Raw genomic sequence first — 19,662 nt, forward strand, 5'->3', positions numbered from 1 at the left:
GCGAGGACGCTGCTCCCGAATCGAACCGCGCCGTGAAATGCAATCACCCCGGCTATTGCGCCCTTACCTGCTGCTGCAACATCAAAATTTCACCGCAACGTGACTTCCCGTTGACTGGCGCTTCTGCCACATATTTTGGCAATCAGAACAAGGCCGGCGTCACCGGCGGGAATTGGAAAGTCATGGCAATTCAAGGACGATTGCGGCTTGCGGCACTGGCGCTGGCCCTCACCGCGTTGGGCGGCGCGGCCCTTGCAGCCGAGCCCGCCAAGGCCGTGACCAGCAAGCCTCAGACCGACAAGCCCTTGGGCGTGATCGAATTGTTCACCAGCCAGGGCTGCAGTTCCTGTCCGCCGGCCGACGAGTTCTTTGCTGAGCTCGCCAGCAAGGACGACATCATCGCGCTCGCCTACCACGTCAATTACTGGGACTATCTCGGCTGGCAGGACACGCTGAGCACCAAGGAAAATACCGAGCGCCAATATGACTATATGCGCGCCTTCGGCAGCCGCTCGGTCTACACGCCGCAAGCCGTCATCAACGGCCGCAGCCACGTCAACGGCGCCAGCCGCAAGGATGTCGACGGCGCCTTGGCCCGGATGGACCGGACCGGCGAGGGCATGCGGGTCGGCATCAAGGTGAGCCGAACCAGCGACCGCGTCATGATCGACGCGGGCGACGCCGGCAACGGCCCGAGCGACGCCCATGTTGTGATCGTCTATTTCGATCCGCCGCAGACGGTGAAGATCGGCCAGGGCGAGAACAGCGGCCGCAGCCTGACCTACTGGAACGCCGTTTCCGACATCCAGACCGCCGGCATGTGGCACGGCAAGGCGCAGCGTTACGAACTGCCGATGACCGAGATCGCCAAGAAGGGCGGCTGCGCGGTGCTGCTGCAGTCGGTCGGCAAGGACGGCATGCCGGGACCGATCCTCGGCGCTGCATTTATTCGCAAACCGGACCGGCTTTAGCTTCCCCTTCTCCCCTTGTGGGAGAAGGTGGATCGGCGCATAGCGCCGAGACGGATGAGGGGTGTTCCAGCTTGGCGACGACGTTCGCGACCGGCGCGGCACCGTGCCATATCATCAGTGCCGCATTCCGTTCCAGCACCCCTCATCCGGCCGCTTCGCGGCCACCTTCTCCGACAAGGCGAGAAGGAGAGCTGGGAAATAAAAAACCGGCGTCAGCTTGCTTCTGACGCCGGTCATTCAGGTTTTGGGATCGTCGCACCTGATTTTTCCAAGGAAAAACCGAGGTTGGTTCGATCCGACGCTGACCCGTGGGCGGGGGGCTTGGGGTTTACGAGCCGGTGCCGGACCGAACCGTCTCAGGCAACGACCGTAAATTCGTCGGACATTGGGGCATGAGCGCGGATTATTTGTGGCGAGAATGTGGCGGAGCATCACCAATTCCAACATGTGTTTCGCAAACGTGACTGGACGTTTGGGAAACCGCGCGACCCGCGCGTGTTCGGCCGGCCCCGCATTTCCATCGTGCCCTTGCAATTCCCTTATGAAAGCGCGAACCTTGGCCGGCGCATGATTCAATCGAAGGATCGAGGCATGACCGATCACAGCAGCGGGACGGAGGATGGGGAAGCATCCGGAATATTGATCCCGTTGCACGAGGCGCGCAACGCACGCCTAGACCAGCCGGTGCGATTCGACCGGCGCGAACTCGACCAGATCCTGAGGCTTTACGGACGTATGGTTGCGGCCAATGAATGGCGCGACTACGCGATCGACCATCTCACTGATCGCGCTGTCTTTTCCGTCTTCCGCCGGGCCAGCGAAGTGCCGCTGTTCCAGATCGTCAAGGACCCCAGGCTGGCGCGCCGGCAAGGCGCTTTCGCCGTCATCGCCGCAGGTGGCCGCATCCTCAAGCGTGGCCAGGAGCTCGGCCGCGTGCTCGGCGTGTTCGATGCCAAGCTGAAGCTCGTCGAGGCGTGAAGGGAAAGGGGAATTGATGAACTGAAGAATTGAAGAACTGAGGAAAAAGGGCGCTTGGCGGCCGGTGCGGCAGTCGTTTTTCTTCAGTTCCTCAATTCTTCAGTTCTTCAATTCCTTTTGAATCCGGAACCTTCGCTCGGGCAGCGAATCCGGATCCGGCGGCAATTCCGCGCCGCCATTCAGCGCAAGCTGCATGAACACCGTGTCCAGCCATCGTCCGTGCTTGTAGCCGGATCCTTCCAGTCGCCCGGAATGGCGGAAGCCGAGCTTCTCGTGCAGCCGCACCGAGGCGCTGTCTGAATGGCCGTCGCCGATCACCGCGATGATCTGGCGGAAGCCCGCTGCGCGCGCCGTCTCGATCAGCGCCCGCATCAGCAGCAAGCCCACGCCCTGCCCCTTGGCCTCCGGCGCGACATAGACCGAATCCTCGATGACGAATCGGTAGGCGGGACGCGGCCGGAACGGCCCGGCATAGGCATAGCCGAGCACGATGCCGTCCTTCTCCGCCACGAGATAAGGAAAGCCGCCCGCCGCTAGGGCGTCGAATCGGTTGCCCATTTCCGCGCGGCTCGGCGGCTCCAGCTCGTAGCTCGCCGTGCCGTGCGCGACCGCATCGGCATAGATTTCGGTGATTCGGTCGAGGTCGGCCGCCGTAGCGGCCCTGATCGCAGTATTGCTCATAATTTGTGCAGTTCTCGTTCCTGCCTCGATAACAGCAGATGACTGCATTAAAAGGAAGGGCGGCCGTTGGGCCGCCCTTCGCAAAATCTATGGTCCACTGAGACCGGGCAACTGCCTTAGCGGCGGTCGCCCATGAACTGCAGCAGGAACATGAACAGGTTGATGAAGTCGAGATAGAGGCGCAGCGCGCCCATGATCGCCTTGCGGCCGGCGACGTCGGCGACGTCACCTTCGAAATACATCTCCTTGATCTTCTGCGTGTCGTAGGCGGTCAGGCCGGCGAACACCAGCACGCCGATCGCCGAGATGGCGAAAGCGAGGGCCGACGACTGCAGGAAGATGTTGATCAGCATCGCAATCAGCAAGCCGATCACGCCCATGATCAGGAACGAGCCGAACGCCGACAGGTCGCGCCTGGTCGTGTAGCCGTAGAGCGACAGGCCGCCAAAGGCCGCGGCCGTGGCGAAGAAGGTCTGGGTGATGCTGGTGCCGGTGTAGACGAGAAAGATCGTCGACAGCGACAGGCCGACAAGGCCGGCATAGACCCAGAACGTGGCCTGAGCCGCGCCCACGCTCATCGACTGGATGCGGAACGACAGGAACATCACGGCGGCGAGCGGCGCCAGGATGACGACCCAGCGGAACGCGCTTGCATAGATGAGCTGGCCGAAAGCGGTCAGCTGGCCGTCGCCGGTGATGGCGAGTTGGAAGGCGCCCCAGGCGGCAAGGCCGGTGATCAGAAGGCCAAGCCCCATGAGGTTGTAGACTTTGATCATATAGGCGCGCAGGCCTTGATCGATATCGACGCGCACGCCGGGGGCGGCGGACGTCTGGTAGTTGCGAATGGGATCAGCCATTGGAAATCCTCTGTTGCTTCTGCCCCGTCCGGTGACAGGTCATTCGAGACCAGGCGCCGCTGGCGGGGCTCCAGCATGCCTGCGCAAAATATGAGCGTTCTCGACGTCAAGAACAAGACGGTAACGAGGCGCAACGCTTCGTGAGAAAGCAAAAGGCCGGTTTTCGGGTCTTCCGGGCGTCTTTCTTACAAAAATTTAACCGGGCTTACAAAGGTTTAAGCGAGCGGGCGGCTCTCGGCCCCTCCGTCAGAGGTTGCGCAGCACCGGCGCCGCCTTGTGGCCGAGCACCCGCCAGGTCCCGGCAAGGCCGATGCCGACGGTGACCGCCAGCGAAACCAGGATCGTCGCCACCGCGACCTGTGGCATAAAATGCGACGGCAGCGTCATGATATGCGCGACCACGAACCAGGCGGCGATGCCGCCGGCGGCAAGCGCGAACAGCGCGGTCGCAAGGCCGATCAGCACATATTCCAGCGAGAAGGCGGTAATCAGCGTTCGTCGCGTCGCGCCGAGCGTCTTCAGCACCACAGCGTCGTGGATGCGCGCCCGGTTGCCGGCGGCCAAAGCGCCGGAGAGCACCAGCACCGAGGCGATCAGCGCCACGCCGGCGGCGGCGCGGATCGCGGCGCCCAATTGCGCCACCAGCCGGTTGACAATGTCGAGCGCGTCCTTGACGCGCACCGTCGTCACAGCCGGAAAGGCACGGGTGACGGCGTTGAGTAGCCTTGCATCGTCGGCCGCAGTGGCTTGTTTGTCGGTCAGTGTCGCCAGCCAGCCATGCGGCGCCCCGGCGAAGGTGTTGGGCGAAAACACCATGACGAAGTTGATGCCCATCGTCTCCCACTCGACCTGGCGGAAATTGGCGATCCTCGCGGTGACGTTGCGTCCAAGCACATTGACAGTGACGGTGTCGCCGAGCTTCAGCCCGATCGCCTTGCCCTCCTCGGCCGAGAACGACACCAGCGGCTCGCCGGAATAGTCCTGCGGCCACCATGCGCCTTCGGTCAGCGTTGCGTTTTCCGGCTGCTTGGCATCATAGGTCAGGCCGCGGTCGCCGCGCAGCACCCAGGCGCCGTCGGCCGGGATCTTCACCTTGTCGACGTCGACGCCGTTGAGCGCCATGATGCGGCCGCGCAGCATCGGCACCTTGACCAGCGTTCCCCGCGGCGACTCCTTGCCGACAAGGCCGGCGAAGGCGTCGACATCGCTGCTCTGGATGTCGACGAAGAAGAAGTTCGGTGCCCGCTCCGGCAGGCTGCCGGAGATCTGCCGCCGCAGATTCCCATCGATCAGCGCCAGGGTGACGAGAAGCGTCAGCCCGAGGCCGAGCGACAGCACCACCGAGGGCGTCAGCGCGCCGGGACGGTGGATGTTGCCGAGCGCCAGCCGAAGCGACACGAAACGGACGCGCGGACTTTTCCTAGCCGCCCACTGCACCAGCGCCGCCACCAGCCGCAGCACCAGGAAGGCAAAGACCGTGGCGCCGACGAAGATCGAGGCGATGCGGTAGTCGTTGGCCGAAAGGATCGCCAACGCCGCCAGCACCAGCACGATCGCGAGCGCCGCGCCCGTATAGGGCAGGCGCGGCAGGCCCCGGCTTTCAAAGCCCATTTCGCGGAACAGCGCGGTTGCCGGCACGTCGCGGGCGCGGCCGAGCGGCAAAAGCGCGAAAGCCAGCGTCACCAGCAGGCCGAACAGCGCGGCAAGAGCCAGCGCGCCGGGATAGAAGCCGCCTTGCGCCGGCACGGGGATGACCGACTGCAGAAGCGCGCTCGCCACGAACGGCATCGCGGCGCCGACGATAAGCCCGAGCACGATGCCGAGGCCCGCAATCAACAGGATCTGCACCAGATAGACGGTGAAGACGAAGCCGCCTGAGGCGCCGAGGCTCTTGAAGGTGGCGATAACGCCGCGTTTGCCGTCGAGATAGGCGCGCACGGCGTTCGCCACGCCGACGCCGCCGACCACCAGCGCCGTCAGCCCGACCAGCGTCAGGAATTGCGAGAAGCGCTCGATATTGGCGGAGAGCGCGGGGGCGGCGTTGCTGCGCGTGCGGATCGACCAGCCGGCCTGCGGGAAATCCTTCGCGGCTTGAGCCTGGATGTCCTTGATCCGCGCCTCGGACGTGCCGTCGGGCAGGCGCACCTTATAGGCGTTCTCGACCAGGCTGCCGGGCTGCACCAGGCCGGATGCGGCAAGGCCCTGGCGCGAAATCATCAGCCGCGGCGCGAAACCGAAACCGTCCGACACCGCATCCGGCTCGCTGACCAGCCTCACCCGCAATTCGAAAATGGCGCTGCCGAGTTTCAACCTGTCGCCGATGTGAAGATTGAGCCGGTCGAACAACAGGTCGGGCGCGGCGGCGCCGAACACGCCGGAGCTTTCGCCGAACAATTGCTCCTTCGGCAGCGCCGGATCAGTTTCCAGAGCGCCGAAGAGCGGATAGGCGTCGTCGACGGCCTTTGCCTCGACCAGCGCCTGGTCCGAGCCGTCCTCCAGCCGCGCCATCGAGCGCATGCCGGAGTTGAGCGAAACCGTGCCGAGGCCCTTGATGAAGCCGAGCTCCGCATCGGAAGCGCTGCGCTGGTTGACCTGGAAGCGCAAATCGCCGCCAAGCAGCGTCTGTCCCTGATTGGCGACGCCGGCCGAGATCGCCTGCGCCACCGAATTGACGCCGCCAATTGCCGCGACGCCCAGCGCGATGCAGGCTAGGAAGATCATGAAACCGGACAGGCCGCCGCGCATCTCGCGCAGCGAGAAGCGGATGGCGAGCTTCAGGGTTCGAAGCCGGGCGGCCGCCATGCCTCTATGCCGTCACTTTGAGCAAAGGCGCATCCTCGATCCGCCCCGAACGCATCGAGACCTGGCGCGCACAACGCCCGGCCAGCGCCGGATCATGCGTCACCAGCACCAGCGTCATGCCGCGTTCCGCCGCCTTGGCGAACAGGAGGTCGGCGATCTGCTTTCCCGTCGCCTGGTCGAGATTGCCGGTCGGCTCGTCGGCGATGAGGATGCGCGGCGACGGCGCCAGCGCCCGCGCGATCGCCACGCGCTGCTGCTCGCCGCCGGAAAGCTCTCCCGGATAATGCGTCACGCGGTCGCTCAGGCCGACCGCCGCGAGCTCCCGCGCGGCCACCCCGAACGGATCGGCATGGCCGGCAAGCTCGAGCGGCACCGCGACATTCTCCAGCGCCGTCATGTTGGGGATGAGATGGAAGGATTGGAACACGATACCGATGTTTCGCCCACGAAACGAAGCAATCCGGTCCTCGCTTTTGTCATTGATCAGCTCGCCGGCGATCCGGACTGTGCCCGAATCGACTCTTTCCAGCCCGGCAAGGACCATCAGCAGCGTGGACTTGCCGGAGCCCGACGGACCGACAATGCCGGTGGCTTCGCCGGCCGCCACGTCGAGGCTCACACCCTTCAGCACATGGACGGAGGACGCGCCCTCGCCGAGCGTCAGCGATACGTCCCTCAGCGCGATGACGGCTTCTGTCACAATGAAAGTGCCCTATATGTGAAAAAAGGAGACGGTCTGTGTCTCCTTCGTTGGGTTGTTTCGGTCATATGGGGCTCGCCGCATGGCATTCAAACACCGTTCTGCCGCAGCCCTCATCCTTTTCCTCGCCCTTTGCGGCGCCATTTCGCCGGCGCGCGCCGCCACCTTCACCATCGTCGGCTTCGGCGACAGCCTGATGGCTGGCTTTAGCCTTGGCCCCGGCCAGGGTTTCACCGACAGGCTGCAAGCGGCTCTGAAGGCAAAGGGCCTCGACGTCGCCGTCGCCAATGCCGGCGTGTCGGGCGACACATCGAGCGGCGGGCTGGCGCGGCTCGACTGGTCGGTGCCGGACGGCACAAGGCTGGTGATCCTCGAGCTCGGCGCCAACGACATGCTGCGCGGCGTCTCGCCTGAGATCGCCGAAAAGAACCTCGACGCGATGCTGGGCAAGCTGAAGCAGCGCAACATCCCGGCGCTTCTCGCCGGCATGCGCGCCGCGCCCAATCTCGGCGCCGATTACCAGAAAGCCTTCGATGCCATCTATCCGCGGCTTGCCGAAAAATACCGCGTTCCGCTCTATCCGTTCTTTCTCGACGGCGTCGCCGGCCATCCCGACCGCCAGCTCGAAGACGGCCTGCACCCCAATCCCAAGGGGGTCGATGTCATGGTTGAGCGCATCATGCCTGTTGTGGAAAAGGCGATCGCCGACAATGGGGGGCCATCATGAGTCCGTAATGCCACGCTTTCCGCTGGGGAAACTTTGTGGACAACAAACCGCTTGCCCCGCGCCAATATCGATGATTCGCTAGGAACGAGAGTTTCGATTCGAGGACAGGAGGCTTTACATGCCACGTCTTTTCACCGCCCTCGAAATTCCGCGTGATGCCGCACTCTCTTTGTCCCTGCTCCGCGGCGGGCTGCCCGGAGCGCGCTGGATCGATGTCGAAAACTACCACCTGACGCTGCGCTTCATCGGTGATGTCGAGGGCCATGTCGCCGACGAAATCGCCAACGCCCTCGACAGGGTCGACCGCCCCTCTTTCCAGATGACGCTCTCCGGGGTCGGCGCCTTCGGCGGCAAGAAGCCGCATGCGGTGTGGGCCGGCGTGTCGGCCTCGCCCGACCTGACGGCGCTGCAGGGCGAGATCGACCGCATCTGCCAGCGGCTCGGCCTGCCGGCCGACCCACGCAAGTTTTCGCCGCATGTGACGCTGGCGCGGCTGCGCAATGGGAGCCCGCTCGATGTCGCGCAATATCTTTCGGCGCGCGGCAATTTCGCGGCATTGCCCTTCCGCGTCGGCCGCTTCGTCCTGATGTCGTCGCGCGATTCGGTCGGCGGCGGCCCCTACATCGTCGAGGAAGCCTGGCCGCTGGTCGGCGAAGCGCTGGCCCCAAGCCGCTTCGCCAGCGCATCCGACGCCTCGCGGATCATGCGGTAGACCGAGGCGAAGGCCTCGGCGCCGTCGTAATAGGGATCGGGAACGTCCACGGCCTTTCCCGTGGCAAAATCCAGATAGAGATGGATGCGGTCGTGCGCGGCCTGCGGCGCCAGCGCCTTGAGGTCGCGCACATTCGCCCGGTCCATGCCGAGAATCAGGTCGTACCGCGAAAAATCCTCCGGCAGCACCTTGCGCGCCCGCTGCCCTGAAATGTCGACGCCGTGCCTTGCCGCCACAGCGATCGAGCGCCGGTCCGGCTCCTGGCCGGCATGCCAGCCGCCCGTCCCGGCCGAATCGATCACCAGACCCTGGTCTTTGCCTTGCTCGGTCAGGACGGCGCGGAACACGCCCTCGGCCAGCGGCGAGCGGCAGATGTTGCCAAGGCAGACGAACAGAATGGATTTTATGGGCTTTGCGCTCATCGATCCGGCGCTATGGTTGGATCATCTGCGAATAGCACAGGGACCGGACATGAACAGGGAAAAACTCAATAAGGAAGCGATCGTCGCCGCGCTTGCGGAGCTTAAGGGCTGGTCGCTCGCCGCCGACGGCGCCTCCATCAAGCGCAGCTTCGTCTTCAAGAATTTCTCCGAGGCCTTTGCCTTCATGACGCGCGTGGCGCTGGCGGCCGAAAAGATGGACCATCACCCGGACTGGTCGAATGTCTACAAGACCGTCGACGTGACGCTGAACACGCATGACGCGGGCGGCGTCACGGCGCTCGATATCGAGCTCGCCAAGCGGATGAACGTGTATTTCGGCTGAGAGCGAGCGGACTTCGTCACTCCAGGGCGGAGCAAGGAGCGAAGCGACGCGCGTAGACCCTGGAATCCATTCCGTGACCTACGAGCGTCGCGGCGGTGCAGATCATGGCGAACGTTCGCGATTGGCCAAAGCCTCTCAACCTCGTCATCCACGGGCGAAGCGACGCGAAGCGGAGCGCAGACCCGAGGATCCATTCCGTGACCTTGGCCATTCCGTGATCTTGGCCGAGGAATGCAGCGAAGCAGGATTCTGCACCGTAAGCAGCCTGGCTTCGTCATTCCAGGGCGGAGCAAGGAGCGAAGCGACATTCCGTGACCTTTGCCGAGAATTGCAGCGGAGCAGAATTCTGCACCGTGAGCGGCGCTCGTATGTCACGGAATGGACCCTCGGGTCTGCGCGCGTCGCTTCGCTCCTTGCTCCGCCCGTGGATGACGATCGGAGGGATGCCTTGGCCAACCACCACACTGAGGCGATTGCCACGCTGGTTATTGTTGCGAGTTCGATTTTCAGGTCGGCGCGCCTCCTAAACTCTTGTAGCCGCCTCCCGCTTTCACCACATTTTCCCGCGGCGAGCCGCCCGCAACGATGCACGCGACCGCCAAGGAGCGATTGATGGCGCAAGGTACCGGTTTCGATTTCTTCGGCTTCGGCGACAAGCTCGCCGGCGAAGGCGAGGTCCGCGAAAAATTCTGGCGCACCGCCAAGAAGGCGGCGCGGCAGATTCCGTTCATGGACGAGGTTGTCGCCGCCTATTATTGCGCCATGGACAGGGACACGCCGTTGCGCGCCAAGGCCACCCTGCTCGGCGCGCTCGGCTATTTCGTCCTGCCGTTCGATTTCATTCCCGATTTCGTCGTCGGCCTCGGCTTCACCGACGACCTTGCCGTGCTGACCGCGGCGATCACCGCCGTCAGCGCGCATATCACGCCTGCCCACAGACAGGCCGCCAAAGCCGCGCTGGCGGACAAGAGCTGATCCCGGCTCGCTTCAGGCCCGCAAATCGGCGCGGACGAAAAGACAAACTCTTGCCGTTTTCGTGGCATCCAACTCCGCGCCGGGACGTCGCGCCGGCATCAATCCACGATGGCGGCTCGGATGGTGGCGGTTTCCTGGGGTGGGTTCCTTTTCTTCAAGGACAATTCACCGTTTGGTAACCCTGATTAAATCAAAATGAAGCGACGGCAGGACGCCACGCGGCCCGCCTCCGCTCCATTTGGAATACGGGAAGAACGATGCGCGGATTGATTGCTATAGTTTCCTGCCTGGTCCTGGCGGCCTCGGCGGCGCCGGCGTTGGCGCAGCAGGCGACCAAGATCGGCCAGCACAATGCCTGGGGCACCTACAGCTATCAGTCGGCCGCCGGCAAGGTCTGCTATGTGCTGACCGTGCCCACCGACAAGCAGCCGCCGTCGCTCGACCATGGCGACATGTTCTTCTTCGTCAGCCAGCGTCCCGGACAGCAAGTCTCCTACGAGCCGCAGTTCATCGCGGGCTACAACTTCCAGGAAGGCTCGAAGGCCACCGTCACCATCGACAAGAAGAGCTTCTCGATGTTCACCCGCGGCAAGTCGGCCTGGGTCGAGAACGCGGCGGAAGAGCCGGTGCTGATCGCCGCCATGAAGACCGGCTCCGACATGAAGGTTCAGGCCAAGTCCGGCCGCGGCAATCCCACCTCCTACGTCTTCTCGCTGAAAGGCATCTCGGCCGCGCTGGCCTCGATCGCCAAGTGCAAATAGGCGGGAACCGCATCCGAACCTGACGCAAGGCCGGACATTATGCCCGGCCTTTTGTTTGGGATGGCGCTCACCCCTGCGCGGACTCTGGCTGCGCCCTGCGCCGCCGGATCGCCTCGGCGATGAAGACGCGCGACAGCGCGTGGTAGAGCGGTTCGTTGGAGATCAGCCTCGCCGTGCCGTAGCCCAGCATCGACGCGCACATCAGCGCGATCACATTGTCGTGGTTGCCGGTCATCTCGAGAATGATGACGAAGGCCGTCATCGGCGCCTGCACGACGCCGGCGAAATAGCCGGCCATGCCGAGCAGCGCCGCCGTGCCGGTGGCCGTGCCGAAGACCAGGCCGAGCGTGCTGCCCAGCCCCGCGCCCACCGCCAGCGACGGCGCGAAGAGGCCGCCGGGAATGCCCGATACCATCGACAAGAGGCCGGCTGCGAACTTCTCGACGAAGAAGAAGGCCGGCAGCGGCGTGCCTTCGATCGCGCCGCGCGCCTGCACATAACCGGTCCCGAAGGTCGATCCTCCGGAGGCGATGCCGATCGCGGCGACGGCCAGGCCGCAGACAGCCGCCACGACCAGCGTGCGCGGTAGCGGCTGCAGCGTGTTCCAGCGCCGGATGCGGCGCATGACCTTCAGCGCCGAGAGCGAGAACAGCGCGCCGACACCGCCGCCGATGATTCCGCAGGCGAGCACCAGCGGCCAGTCCGTGGCGAAGGCGACCGTGTCCCTGGCGACGCCGAAATAGGTGTAGTTGCCGAGCAGCCCGAGCGAGGCGAGGCCAGCCAGGATCACCGCCGTCAGCACCAGCCCGTTGGTGCGCGCCTCGTAGGCCCGGCCCATTTCCTCGATGGCGAAGACGATGCCGGCAAGCGGCGTGTTGAAGGCAGCGGCGATGCCGGCGGCGGAGCCTGCCAGGATCAGGCCGCGCGCCTGCGCCATCCCGCCCCAGCGCGCCGCCTGCAGCATCAGCGAAGCGCCGACCTGCACTGTCGGGCCTTCGCGCCCGATCGAGGCGCCGCAGGCGATGCCGACGATGGTCAGCGCGATCTTGCCCACCACCAGCCTCAGCGACAGGATCCGGCTGCGGTCTTCCTCGTCGCGCAGATGCCGCGCCGCGATCGCCTGCGGAATGCCGCTGCCTTGCGAGCCCGGAAAGAAGGAATGCGCGAGCCAGGCGCAAAGGACGGAACCGAGCGGCGTCACGACGAGCGGCAGATAGAAGCGCCAGCCGCCGTCATTGCCCGTCATGAGATGGAACAGGGCCTGCGCCCGGTCGGCGAGCAGGGCGAACAGGATGCTGATCAGGCCGATCGAGATGGCGCCGGCCCAGAAGACGAGGCGCGGCTGCCAGACGCGCCGCGACATCCACATGGCGTGGGAACGCCGCAGCATGCGGTATTTTCGGGATATGCCGGCCATGACCGTCCTCGTGATGGTTACCCGCCCTAGCACACTCGCCGGGTCGATCAACCCGCGAGGGCGAGCCCGACGCCATGTCAGTCAGGTCGAGGAGCAGTGCTCAAGGGGACGTTGCCGGATGGCGGATAACCCGCCGGCGCACCGGCCGGCGGGGAGGTCGGCGCGCAGGATCGGCGAGGTCACATCGCCATTTTTTCACATTCGGCCTGGGCCTTCTTGGTCGACGTGTCGACCATGTAGGCTTTGCCCTTGGCGTCGGTGATCATCATCATGCAATGCTTGATCGGCTTGGCCATCTTCATCATCTCGGCGCTCATCTTGGCGTCCGGCATCATGGTGCCCATGTGGCCGTCCGGCATGATAGCGGTGACCTGGCCGCCCTTCATCATCGTCATGGCGCCCATCGTGTCCTCGGCAAGGGCCTGCGAGGCGCAAAGACCGGCGAGGCCGGCAATGAGTGCGAACTTGATCGAGTGCATTTGAACAACTCCCATTGTTGAGGGGCATGGTCGCCCCTTTCAGGTTCGCGGATGCGTTTCGATTGGTTACGCCAACACGAATATGTGATCTGTTTTCAAGGGCCATCGCCAGTCGCGGCCTTCTCCCCCTGTGGGAGAAGGTGGATCGGCGCGCAGCGCCGAGACGGATGAGGGGTGTTCCAGTGAACACCAACGCCTCACTCCGCTGGAGCACCCCTCATCCGACCGAGCTTCGCTCGGCCACCTTCTCCCGCAAGGGGGAAGGAAAGCCCACCCATGACTCCGGCGCCGAGCTGTGCTATGCGCCGCGCTTCCTGGCGGCCGATGCTGAAATCGGCCGCAAATCGCTTATATTGGCGCCACCATGACCATTTCGCTTGATCTTACCGCCGAAGGCGCACGTGATGCCTTGCGCCGCGCAGCACCGGCCGAGAAGCCGTCGCTGATCGGCCTGACCCGTGCCGAGCTCGGCGAGGCGCTTGTCGGCGCCGGCATCGTGCCCGAGCGCCAGGCAAAAATGCGCGCCCAGCAGCTCTGGCACTGGATGTATGTGCGCGGCGTTTCCGACTTCGCGCATATGTTCAACATCTCCAAGGACCTGCGCGCCGAGCTCGACAAGCATTTCACCGTCGCCCGGCCCGAGATCGTCGAGGAGCAGATCTCTGCCGACGGCACGCGCAAATGGCTGTTCCGCTTTCCGCCGCGCGGCGCCGGCCGGCCCGTTGAGATCGAGACCGTCTACATTCCCGAGGAAGGCCGCGGCACGCTCTGCATCTCCTCCCAGGTCGGCTGCACCCTGACCTGCTCCTTCTGCCACACCGGCACGCAGAAGCTGGTGCGCAACCTCACAGCCGAGGAGATCCTTGCCCAGCTGCTCACCGCGCGCGACCGCCTCGGCGACTTCCCCGACCGCGACACGCCGGACGGCGCCATCGTGCCGGCCGAGGGCCGCAAGGTATCCAACATCGTCATGATGGGCATGGGCGAGCCGCTCTATAATTTCGAGGCGGTGAAGAAGGCGCTGCTGATCGCCTCCGACGGCGACGGGCTTTCCTTGTCAAAAAGACGCATCACGCTTTCGACCTCCGGCGTGGTGCCGGAAATCTTCCGCACCGGCGAGGAGATCGGCGTGATGCTGGCGATCTCGCTGCACGCCACCAATGACGACCTGCGCGACCTGCTGGTGCCGATCAACAAGAAGTTTCCGCTGAAGGAGCTGATTGCCGCCTGCAAGGCCTATCCCGGCCTCTCCAATGCCAAGCGCATCACCTTCGAATATGTGATGCTGAAGGACGTCAACGATTCCCTCGACGACGCCAAGGCGCTGGTCAAGCTGCTCAAGGGCATTCCGGCCAAGATCAACCTGATCCCGTTCAACCCGTGGCCGGGCACCAACTACCAGTGCTCGGACTGGGAAACGATCGAAAAGTTTGCCGACTATATAAACAATGCCGGCTATGCTTCGCCGATCCGCACCCCGCGCGGCCGCGATATCCTCGCCGCCTGCGGCCAGCTGAAGTCGGAGTCCGAGCGCATGCGCAAGGTCGACCGGCTGGCGCTCGAAGCCATGATGATCGCAGGGCACGGCGAGGCGTGAGGCGCATCATCGCCTATCTCGTCCGCTTCGCCGTCATTCTGGTCGGCTATATCGTCGGCTCGCTGGCGGCGAGCACCTTTCTCAATATCCTGGTCCTCGCGCATCTGGGCTACACCCCGGCCGATCCGGAGCCGGCGGCGACCGCCTCGCTCTATTTCTCGGTGCCTTTCGTGGCGCTGTTCGTCGCCTATTTCGCCTTCATGCCGGCGGCGGTCGTCATTTTGACCGCCGAAGTGCTCGGCCGGCGCGACTGGCTGTTTTACGCGCTGGGCGGCGCCATCATCGCCGTCGTCTTTCTCGGCTTCGTGCATAATGTGGGCGACGCCAATTTCGATGTCACCGAAACCAATGCCCGGCTGGCCGTGATCGGCGCCGGCATGGTCGGCGGCATCTTCTATTGGCTCTCCGCCGGCCGCTGGGCCCGAAGCTGGCGGCGCGAGGCGCTGCTTGATGCCGAGCCGTGAGCCCTACTTCGCCTGCGCGGTCAGGATCTTGAGCGCGAAGGCCGAGAACACGCCGCCGAACAGATAGTCGACAACGCGCGTCACCCGCGGGCTTGCCTTCATCGCCGCCGAAAATTTCTCCGCCGCCAGCACCATCGGCGCCGTCACCGGGATCGACAGCACGATGAACATCACGCCGAGGAAGAACAGCTTTCCGGACGCGTTCGGATCGTGCGCGGAGACGAATTGCGGCAGGAAGGTCATGAAGAACAGGATGATCTTGGGGTTGAGCAGGTTGACCCCGAGCCCGGCCGCCCAGCTGCGGAACAGCGAAACCTGCGGTCCCGTCCTCTTCTCCGGCGAAAAGGCCGAGCCTTTCGTCACCGCTTGAAAAGCCAGGAACACCAGATAGCCGGCGCCAAAAATCTTCAAGACGAAGAAGGCCATCGGCGAGGCGACGATCAGCGCCGAGATGCCGACGACCACCAGCGTGGTGTGGATCAGCGTGCCGCAGAGCGCGCCGGCCATGGAGGCAAAGCCGGTGGCGCGGCCCTGGCTCAGCGTGCGCGAGACGAACAGCGTCATGTCCGGCCCAGGCGTGATCGCCAGGATGACGGTGGCGATGGCGAACTGGATGAGCGTCGAAGTGTCGGGAATGAAGGACATGGAAGGCCCGGTGTCGTGATGGTTTGCGAGTTTATAACGCGGCTGCCCCAGTCGCGCCAGCCGCGGCGATGGGGTTCTCCTGCTCACCTTCGTCTCTTGCGCCGCCCGGAAAGGCCGTGATACCTCGCCCGCGAAGCTATTTTCCCGCGGAACCGCCAAAAATGTCCAAGACCAAGAACGTCAAGAAAGTCGTGCTCGCCTATTCCGGCGGCCTCGACACCTCCATCATCCTGAAATGGCTGCAGACCGAGCTCGGCGCCGAAGTCGTCACCTTCACCGCCGATCTCGGCCAGGGTGGTGAGCTCGAGCCGGCGCGCCGCAAGGCCGAGATGATGGGCATCAAGGACATCCGCATCGTCGACGTGCGCGAGGAATTCGTCGCCGACTTCGTCTTCCCGATGTTCCGCGCCAACGCCGTCTATGAAGGCACCTACCTGCTCGGCACCTCGATCGCCCGGCCGCTGATCTCCAAGCATCTGGTCGAGATCGCCAAGGAAACCGGCGCCGACGCCATTGCCCATGGCGCCACCGGCAAGGGCAACGACCAGGTCCGCTTCGAGCTTTCGGCCTATGCTCTGAACCCCGACATCAAGGTCATCGCGCCGTGGCGCGACTGGTCGTTCAAGTCGCGCACCGACCTTCTCAACTTCGCCGAGCAGCATCAAATCCCGGTGCCGAAGGACAAGCGCGGCGACGCCCCGTTCTCGGTCGACGCCAACCTCCTGCACTCCTCATCCGAGGGCAAGGTGCTGGAGGATCCGTGGAGCGAGCCGCCGGAATTCGTGCATCAGCGCACCGTCTCGCCGATGGATGCGCCCGATGTCGTCACCGAGATCGAGATCGAGTTCCTCAAGGGCGATCCTGTCGCGCTCAACGGCAAGAAGCTGTCGCCGGCCACAATGCTGGCGGCGCTCAACGACCTCGGCCGCGACAACGGCATCGGCCGCCTCGACCTGGTCGAGAACCGCTTCGTCGGCATGAAGTCGCGCGGCGTCTACGAGACGCCCGGCGGCACCATCCTGATCGCCGCCCACCGCGCGATCGAATCGATCACGCTCGACCGCGGCGCCGCGCACCTCAAGGACGAGTTCATGCCGCGCTACGCCGAGCTCATCTATAACGGCTTCTGGTTCTCGCCCGAGCGCGTGATGCTGCAGGCGATGATCGACAAGAGCCAGGAAGACGTCGAAGGCACGGTGCGGCTGAAGCTCTACAAGGGCAATGTCATCGTCACCGGCCGCAAGTCGAAGAAAACGCTCTACTCGGATGCGCTGGTCACCTTCGAGGACGACCGCGGCGCCTACGACCAGAAGGACGCCGAGGGCTTCATCCGGTTGAACGGGCTGCGCCTCAGGACGCTCGCGGCAAGGAACCGTCGCTGAAATTGCGGATCTCCCCTACGGGTGAGATGTCCTGTGGGGCAGAGGGGGTGCTGTCCCGCCGACCTGTCCTTCGTCATTCTAGGGCGGAGCAAGGAGCGAAGCGACGCGCGCAGACCCTAGAATCCATGCCGTGACGGTCGAGAGCCGCCAGGGTGCAGAACGCTCACCAGCCAATTCCACGAAACAGCTCGAACCATTCCGGATTGCTCTTTTCGATCAGTTCAATCTTCCATCGCCGTGGCCAGCGTTTCAGTGACGTCTCACGCTGGATGGCATCAGCGATGTCGAAATATTCCTCGTACCAGACGAGACGCTGCACACCGTAACGGCTGGCGAAGCTGGAACCTTGGCCATTCTTGTGCTCGGGTATGCGGCGGGCAAGGTCATTGGTGACACCGATATAGATCGTGCCCCCTTTCTGGCTAGCAGTCATGTAGACATAGCCGGTCATCTGGCGATCCTAGCTGGCGCAGCCATCGGCGCCTATTCTGGACCGCAGCATTCTACGGCCAATGCCATGGCATGGATTCTAGGGTCTGCGCGCGTCGCTCCGCTCCTTGCTCCGCCCTAGAATGACGAAGCACAGGTCGCTCCGCGAGGCCCCAAGGCGCCCCGAGGGAAGTGATCCCCATTTTCCCGGCTTTCGCCAATCTCCACAAACAAAAAAGCCCGGCTCTTGGCCGAGCTTTTCCGTGGAATGACGACCTCGATTAATCCGCGTCAATCGCCTCGGCGATACGGGCGATGGCTTGCTGGTAGACGCTGGCCGAGTTCCAGCCCGCGATCGCGCCCATATTGGCCTCGTAGCTCGCGCCGGCCTGCCAGCCATGCGCCTTGAGATAGTTGGCGGTGGAAGCCAGCGCCGTGTTGCGGTCGCGCAGGTTGCCGCTGCCGACGCCATATTTCAGCACGTTTCCGGGCAGGAACTGGGTGTGGCCGATCTCGCCATGCATGGCGCCGACCGAGGAAGCGCTCAGCGCGCCGCGATCGACGAGCTTCAGCGCCGCGATGGCGTGCGGGGTGAAATAGTCCGGGCGGCGGCAGTCATAGGCGAGCGTCAGAATGGCCGACACCGTGTTCTGATTGCCCATCGAGGCGCCGAAGCCGGTTTCCATGCCCCAGATGGCGAGCAGCACGCCCGGCGGCACGCCATAGGTCCGCTCGATATCGGCGAACATCGCCGCGTTGGCCTTCTTCAATGCGCGGCCTCTCGAGATGATCGCGGACGCCCCGCGGCGTTTCATGAAAGCCTCGACCGAGCCGCTGAAAGCCTTGTGGATGGCGCGATCGGCCGAAATCGTCCTTGTCGCGTAGGTCGCCCCCTCCAGCGCCGAAAGCCCCCTTTGGCCGACGCCGTTGGCCTTGGCCTCGGCGGCAAAGTCCTGCTTCCAGGCGTCGAATCCGGCGCCGTTCTTGCCGCAGCTGGCCGCGGCTTCAGCGCCTGTCGCCAACCCCAGCATCGCCACCACCGCCGCGGCGACCGCGAAAATCCTTCTTTTGGCAAAAAATGCCATGTCCTTCTCCTGGTTGCCTTGAATCACGTCCCGGCTGCGAATTTGCCAGCGAAACGCCCGGTTGTCACCGTCCTCGCAGGGGACATGACACCCGACGCTGGCGAAAGAAGGGCAATTGCCTGCGATCGGCCATCAGGTGTGGCGGGCCTGCCTCATGAAAGACATTGACGTCGTGGTCATTGGCGTCGGTCCGGCGGAACTTGCCGCGCTAAAAGCGCCTTGCGCCCGCTCACGCCCTTTTGACCGCAACCCCGAGAAATCATGGAACAATTCGTGAGCGGCCGAAAGGCGCTTTAGCCGGAACGCATAAGCCTTGGTTTCGTTTCCGACCGCGAGGGAGCGTGGAAAAACGGAGTGAAAACATGAAACGCGTACTGTTTCCGGCGCTTGCCGGCGCGCTGTTCGCCATGTCGGGCACGGCCTTGGCCGACACCGCCGTCTCGGCGGTGGCCGATCTCAATGTGCGCGCCGGCCCCGGCCCGCAATATCCCGTGATTGGCGTGCTGGCCGCCGGCCAGTCGGCAACGCTCACCGGCTGTATCGCGAACAGCAAATGGTGCACGATCGCCGAAGCGGGCGGCAATGGCTGGGTCTATTCCGACTATGTGACGGGCGATTTCGGCGGCAGCCGCGTCGTGCTGACACGCCGGCCGGCCAATGCCGGCATCGCCGTCGCGTCGCCGCCGACCGATAACATCTACACCACAGACAGCTACACCGGCGCCATCGTTCCCGGCGACGATGCCATCGAATCGATCGGCAGACCGCCGGCCGAGGTCGGCACCTATGTCACCACGCACCGGGTCGATCCGGTCTATCTCGAGGGCGAGGTGGTGACCGGAGCCACGCTGCCCGACACGGTCGAGCTGCGCGAGATCCCCGATTACCGGTATCGCTATGTCTATGTGAACAACCAGCCGGCGCTGGTCGACCCCGGCACGCGGCGCATCGTCTATGTGATGCGCTGATCGGGCTTGATCGTCGTCAAACGAGCGGCCGCCGGCGATGGCGGCCGTTTCTTTTCCGTGCTGACGGCTCAGCCGGCTTGCCTGCGTTCAATGCACACGTTTGGGATTGGCCGAAGCGTCCGAACTTCGTCATCCACGGGCGGAGCGGAAGCGAAGCGGACGCGCAGACCCGAGGATGACGACGAGATGGGCGTTCCAGCTAATCTCCTACCGTCGTGATCGCGCGTTAGTGTTCCGTGGTACGAATTCGATGTTCGTGCCCTCAAC

General features: G+C 64.3%; 22 protein-coding genes. 12 read left to right on the forward strand and 10 right to left on the reverse strand.

Features of this window, described 5'->3' with window-relative positions; translation table 11 throughout:
- Positions 1 to 182: 182 nt before the first annotated feature.
- Positions 183 to 971, forward strand: coding sequence for a DUF1223 domain-containing protein (locus tag LB520_RS16340; protein ID WP_095770028.1), 789 nt, complete (start codon positions 183 to 185; stop codon positions 969 to 971).
- Between the two features lie 591 nt (positions 972 to 1,562).
- Complete coding sequence (locus LB520_RS16345) at positions 1,563 to 1,949, forward strand: DUF2794 domain-containing protein (RefSeq protein WP_095770029.1); 387 nt, start codon at positions 1,563 to 1,565, stop codon at positions 1,947 to 1,949.
- Between the two features lie 99 nt (positions 1,950 to 2,048).
- Here LB520_RS16345 and LB520_RS16350 read toward each other — a convergent pair whose 3' ends face one another.
- The 4 genes from LB520_RS16350 to LB520_RS16365 all read right to left on the reverse strand — a co-directional run bounded on the left by LB520_RS16350 (position 2,049) and on the right by LB520_RS16365 (position 6,989).
- A complete protein-coding gene (locus tag LB520_RS16350; RefSeq protein WP_224638165.1) occupies positions 2,049 to 2,630 on the reverse strand; it encodes a GNAT family N-acetyltransferase in 582 nt (193 codons plus the stop codon).
- A gap of 116 nt (positions 2,631 to 2,746) precedes the next feature.
- Positions 2,747 to 3,487 (reverse strand): Bax inhibitor-1/YccA family protein, encoded by a 741-nt coding sequence (locus LB520_RS16355; protein ID WP_095769993.1) that lies wholly within the window; start codon positions 3,485 to 3,487, stop codon positions 2,747 to 2,749.
- Positions 3,488 to 3,733: 246 nt separating this feature from the next.
- Positions 3,734 to 6,289: an ABC transporter permease gene (locus LB520_RS16360; protein WP_224638166.1), complete on the reverse strand. Its 2,556-nt coding sequence runs from the start codon at positions 6,287 to 6,289 to the stop codon at positions 3,734 to 3,736.
- Positions 6,290 to 6,293: 4 nt separating this feature from the next.
- Positions 6,294 to 6,989 (reverse strand): ABC transporter ATP-binding protein, encoded by a 696-nt coding sequence (locus tag LB520_RS16365; RefSeq protein WP_224638167.1) that lies wholly within the window; start codon positions 6,987 to 6,989, stop codon positions 6,294 to 6,296.
- Between the two features lie 82 nt (positions 6,990 to 7,071).
- Here LB520_RS16365 and LB520_RS16370 point away from each other — a divergent pair, with 82 nt between their 5' ends.
- Together LB520_RS16370 and thpR are read left to right on the forward strand one after the other, a co-directional pair.
- On the forward strand, positions 7,072 to 7,716 hold the full coding sequence (locus tag LB520_RS16370; protein WP_224638168.1) for an arylesterase: 645 nt from the start codon (positions 7,072 to 7,074) through the stop codon (positions 7,714 to 7,716).
- Positions 7,717 to 7,834: 118 nt separating this feature from the next.
- Positions 7,835 to 8,428, forward strand: coding sequence for an RNA 2',3'-cyclic phosphodiesterase (gene thpR, locus LB520_RS16375; RefSeq protein WP_095769997.1), 594 nt, complete (start codon positions 7,835 to 7,837; stop codon positions 8,426 to 8,428).
- Here thpR and LB520_RS16380 read toward each other — a convergent pair.
- Positions 8,335 to 8,850 (reverse strand): low molecular weight protein-tyrosine-phosphatase, encoded by a 516-nt coding sequence (locus tag LB520_RS16380; RefSeq protein WP_224549610.1) that lies wholly within the window; start codon positions 8,848 to 8,850, stop codon positions 8,335 to 8,337. The two genes, thpR and LB520_RS16380, sit on opposite strands and share 94 nt — an antisense overlap.
- 49 nt (positions 8,851 to 8,899) lie before the next feature.
- Here LB520_RS16380 and LB520_RS16385 point away from each other — a divergent pair, with 49 nt between their 5' ends.
- The 3 genes from LB520_RS16385 (at position 8,900) to LB520_RS16395 (ending at position 10,929) form a co-directional block, all read left to right on the forward strand.
- On the forward strand, positions 8,900 to 9,193 hold the full coding sequence (locus LB520_RS16385) for a 4a-hydroxytetrahydrobiopterin dehydratase (RefSeq protein WP_224638169.1): 294 nt from the start codon (positions 8,900 to 8,902) through the stop codon (positions 9,191 to 9,193).
- Between the two features lie 612 nt (positions 9,194 to 9,805).
- Positions 9,806 to 10,168 carry a YkvA family protein gene (locus tag LB520_RS16390; RefSeq protein WP_224638170.1) on the forward strand — a complete coding sequence of 121 codons (363 nt, stop codon included), beginning with the start codon at positions 9,806 to 9,808 and terminating at the stop codon, positions 10,166 to 10,168.
- Positions 10,169 to 10,425: 257 nt separating this feature from the next.
- Positions 10,426 to 10,929, forward strand: a complete 504-nt coding sequence (locus LB520_RS16395) for an invasion associated locus B family protein (protein ID WP_224638171.1) — start codon at positions 10,426 to 10,428, stop codon at positions 10,927 to 10,929.
- Positions 10,930 to 10,996: 67 nt separating this feature from the next.
- On the opposite strand, the gene LB520_RS16400 is transcribed toward LB520_RS16395, so the two are convergent.
- The gene (locus LB520_RS16400; RefSeq protein WP_224638172.1) at positions 10,997 to 12,346 is read right to left on the reverse strand and encodes a chloride channel protein; all 1,350 of its coding nucleotides are present in this window, start codon (positions 12,344 to 12,346) and stop codon (positions 10,997 to 10,999) included.
- A gap of 179 nt (positions 12,347 to 12,525) precedes the next feature.
- Positions 12,526 to 12,825, reverse strand: a complete 300-nt coding sequence (locus LB520_RS16405) for a hypothetical protein (protein ID WP_140546497.1) — start codon at positions 12,823 to 12,825, stop codon at positions 12,526 to 12,528.
- A 182-nt stretch (positions 12,826 to 13,007) separates the two neighbouring features.
- On the opposite strand from LB520_RS16405, the gene LB520_RS16410 reads away from it, so the two are divergent.
- Genes LB520_RS16410 through LB520_RS16420 form a run of 3 tightly spaced genes read left to right on the forward strand, consistent with a single transcriptional unit; the run spans position 13,008 to position 14,886 of the window.
- The gene (locus LB520_RS16410) at positions 13,008 to 13,193 is read left to right on the forward strand and encodes a hypothetical protein (RefSeq protein WP_224638173.1); all 186 of its coding nucleotides are present in this window, start codon (positions 13,008 to 13,010) and stop codon (positions 13,191 to 13,193) included.
- Complete coding sequence (rlmN, locus tag LB520_RS16415; RefSeq protein WP_224532681.1) at positions 13,190 to 14,422, forward strand: 23S rRNA (adenine(2503)-C(2))-methyltransferase RlmN; 1,233 nt, start codon at positions 13,190 to 13,192, stop codon at positions 14,420 to 14,422. The genes LB520_RS16410 and rlmN overlap by 4 nt, the downstream gene beginning before the upstream one ends.
- The gene (locus LB520_RS16420; protein WP_224638174.1) at positions 14,419 to 14,886 is read left to right on the forward strand and encodes a hypothetical protein; all 468 of its coding nucleotides are present in this window, start codon (positions 14,419 to 14,421) and stop codon (positions 14,884 to 14,886) included. The genes rlmN and LB520_RS16420 overlap by 4 nt, the downstream gene beginning before the upstream one ends.
- Before the next feature lie 3 nt (positions 14,887 to 14,889).
- Here the strand turns inward: LB520_RS16420 and LB520_RS16425 are convergent, their stop codons facing one another.
- Entirely contained in the window at positions 14,890 to 15,531 is a 642-nt protein-coding gene (locus LB520_RS16425; RefSeq protein ID WP_224532687.1) for a LysE family translocator, read from the reverse strand.
- Positions 15,532 to 15,692: 161 nt separating this feature from the next.
- On the opposite strand from LB520_RS16425, the gene LB520_RS16430 reads away from it, so the two are divergent.
- Positions 15,693 to 16,913 (forward strand): argininosuccinate synthase, encoded by a 1,221-nt coding sequence (locus tag LB520_RS16430; RefSeq protein WP_224638175.1) that lies wholly within the window; start codon positions 15,693 to 15,695, stop codon positions 16,911 to 16,913.
- Between the two features lie 163 nt (positions 16,914 to 17,076).
- On the opposite strand, the gene LB520_RS16435 is transcribed toward LB520_RS16430, so the two are convergent.
- Complete coding sequence (locus LB520_RS16435) at positions 17,077 to 17,364, reverse strand: GIY-YIG nuclease family protein (RefSeq protein WP_224638176.1); 288 nt, start codon at positions 17,362 to 17,364, stop codon at positions 17,077 to 17,079.
- Positions 17,365 to 17,623: 259 nt separating this feature from the next.
- Positions 17,624 to 18,427, reverse strand: a complete 804-nt coding sequence (locus tag LB520_RS16440) for a lytic transglycosylase domain-containing protein (protein ID WP_095770031.1) — start codon at positions 18,425 to 18,427, stop codon at positions 17,624 to 17,626.
- 362 nt (positions 18,428 to 18,789) lie between these two features.
- On the opposite strand from LB520_RS16440, the gene LB520_RS16445 reads away from it, so the two are divergent.
- Complete coding sequence (locus LB520_RS16445) at positions 18,790 to 19,395, forward strand: DUF1236 domain-containing protein (protein ID WP_224638177.1); 606 nt, start codon at positions 18,790 to 18,792, stop codon at positions 19,393 to 19,395.
- The last annotated feature ends 267 nt before the right edge of the window (positions 19,396 to 19,662 follow it).

The sequence above is a fragment of the Mesorhizobium sp. CA12 genome (assembly GCF_020165255.1).
Taxonomy (GTDB): Bacteria; Pseudomonadota; Alphaproteobacteria; order Rhizobiales; family Rhizobiaceae; genus Mesorhizobium.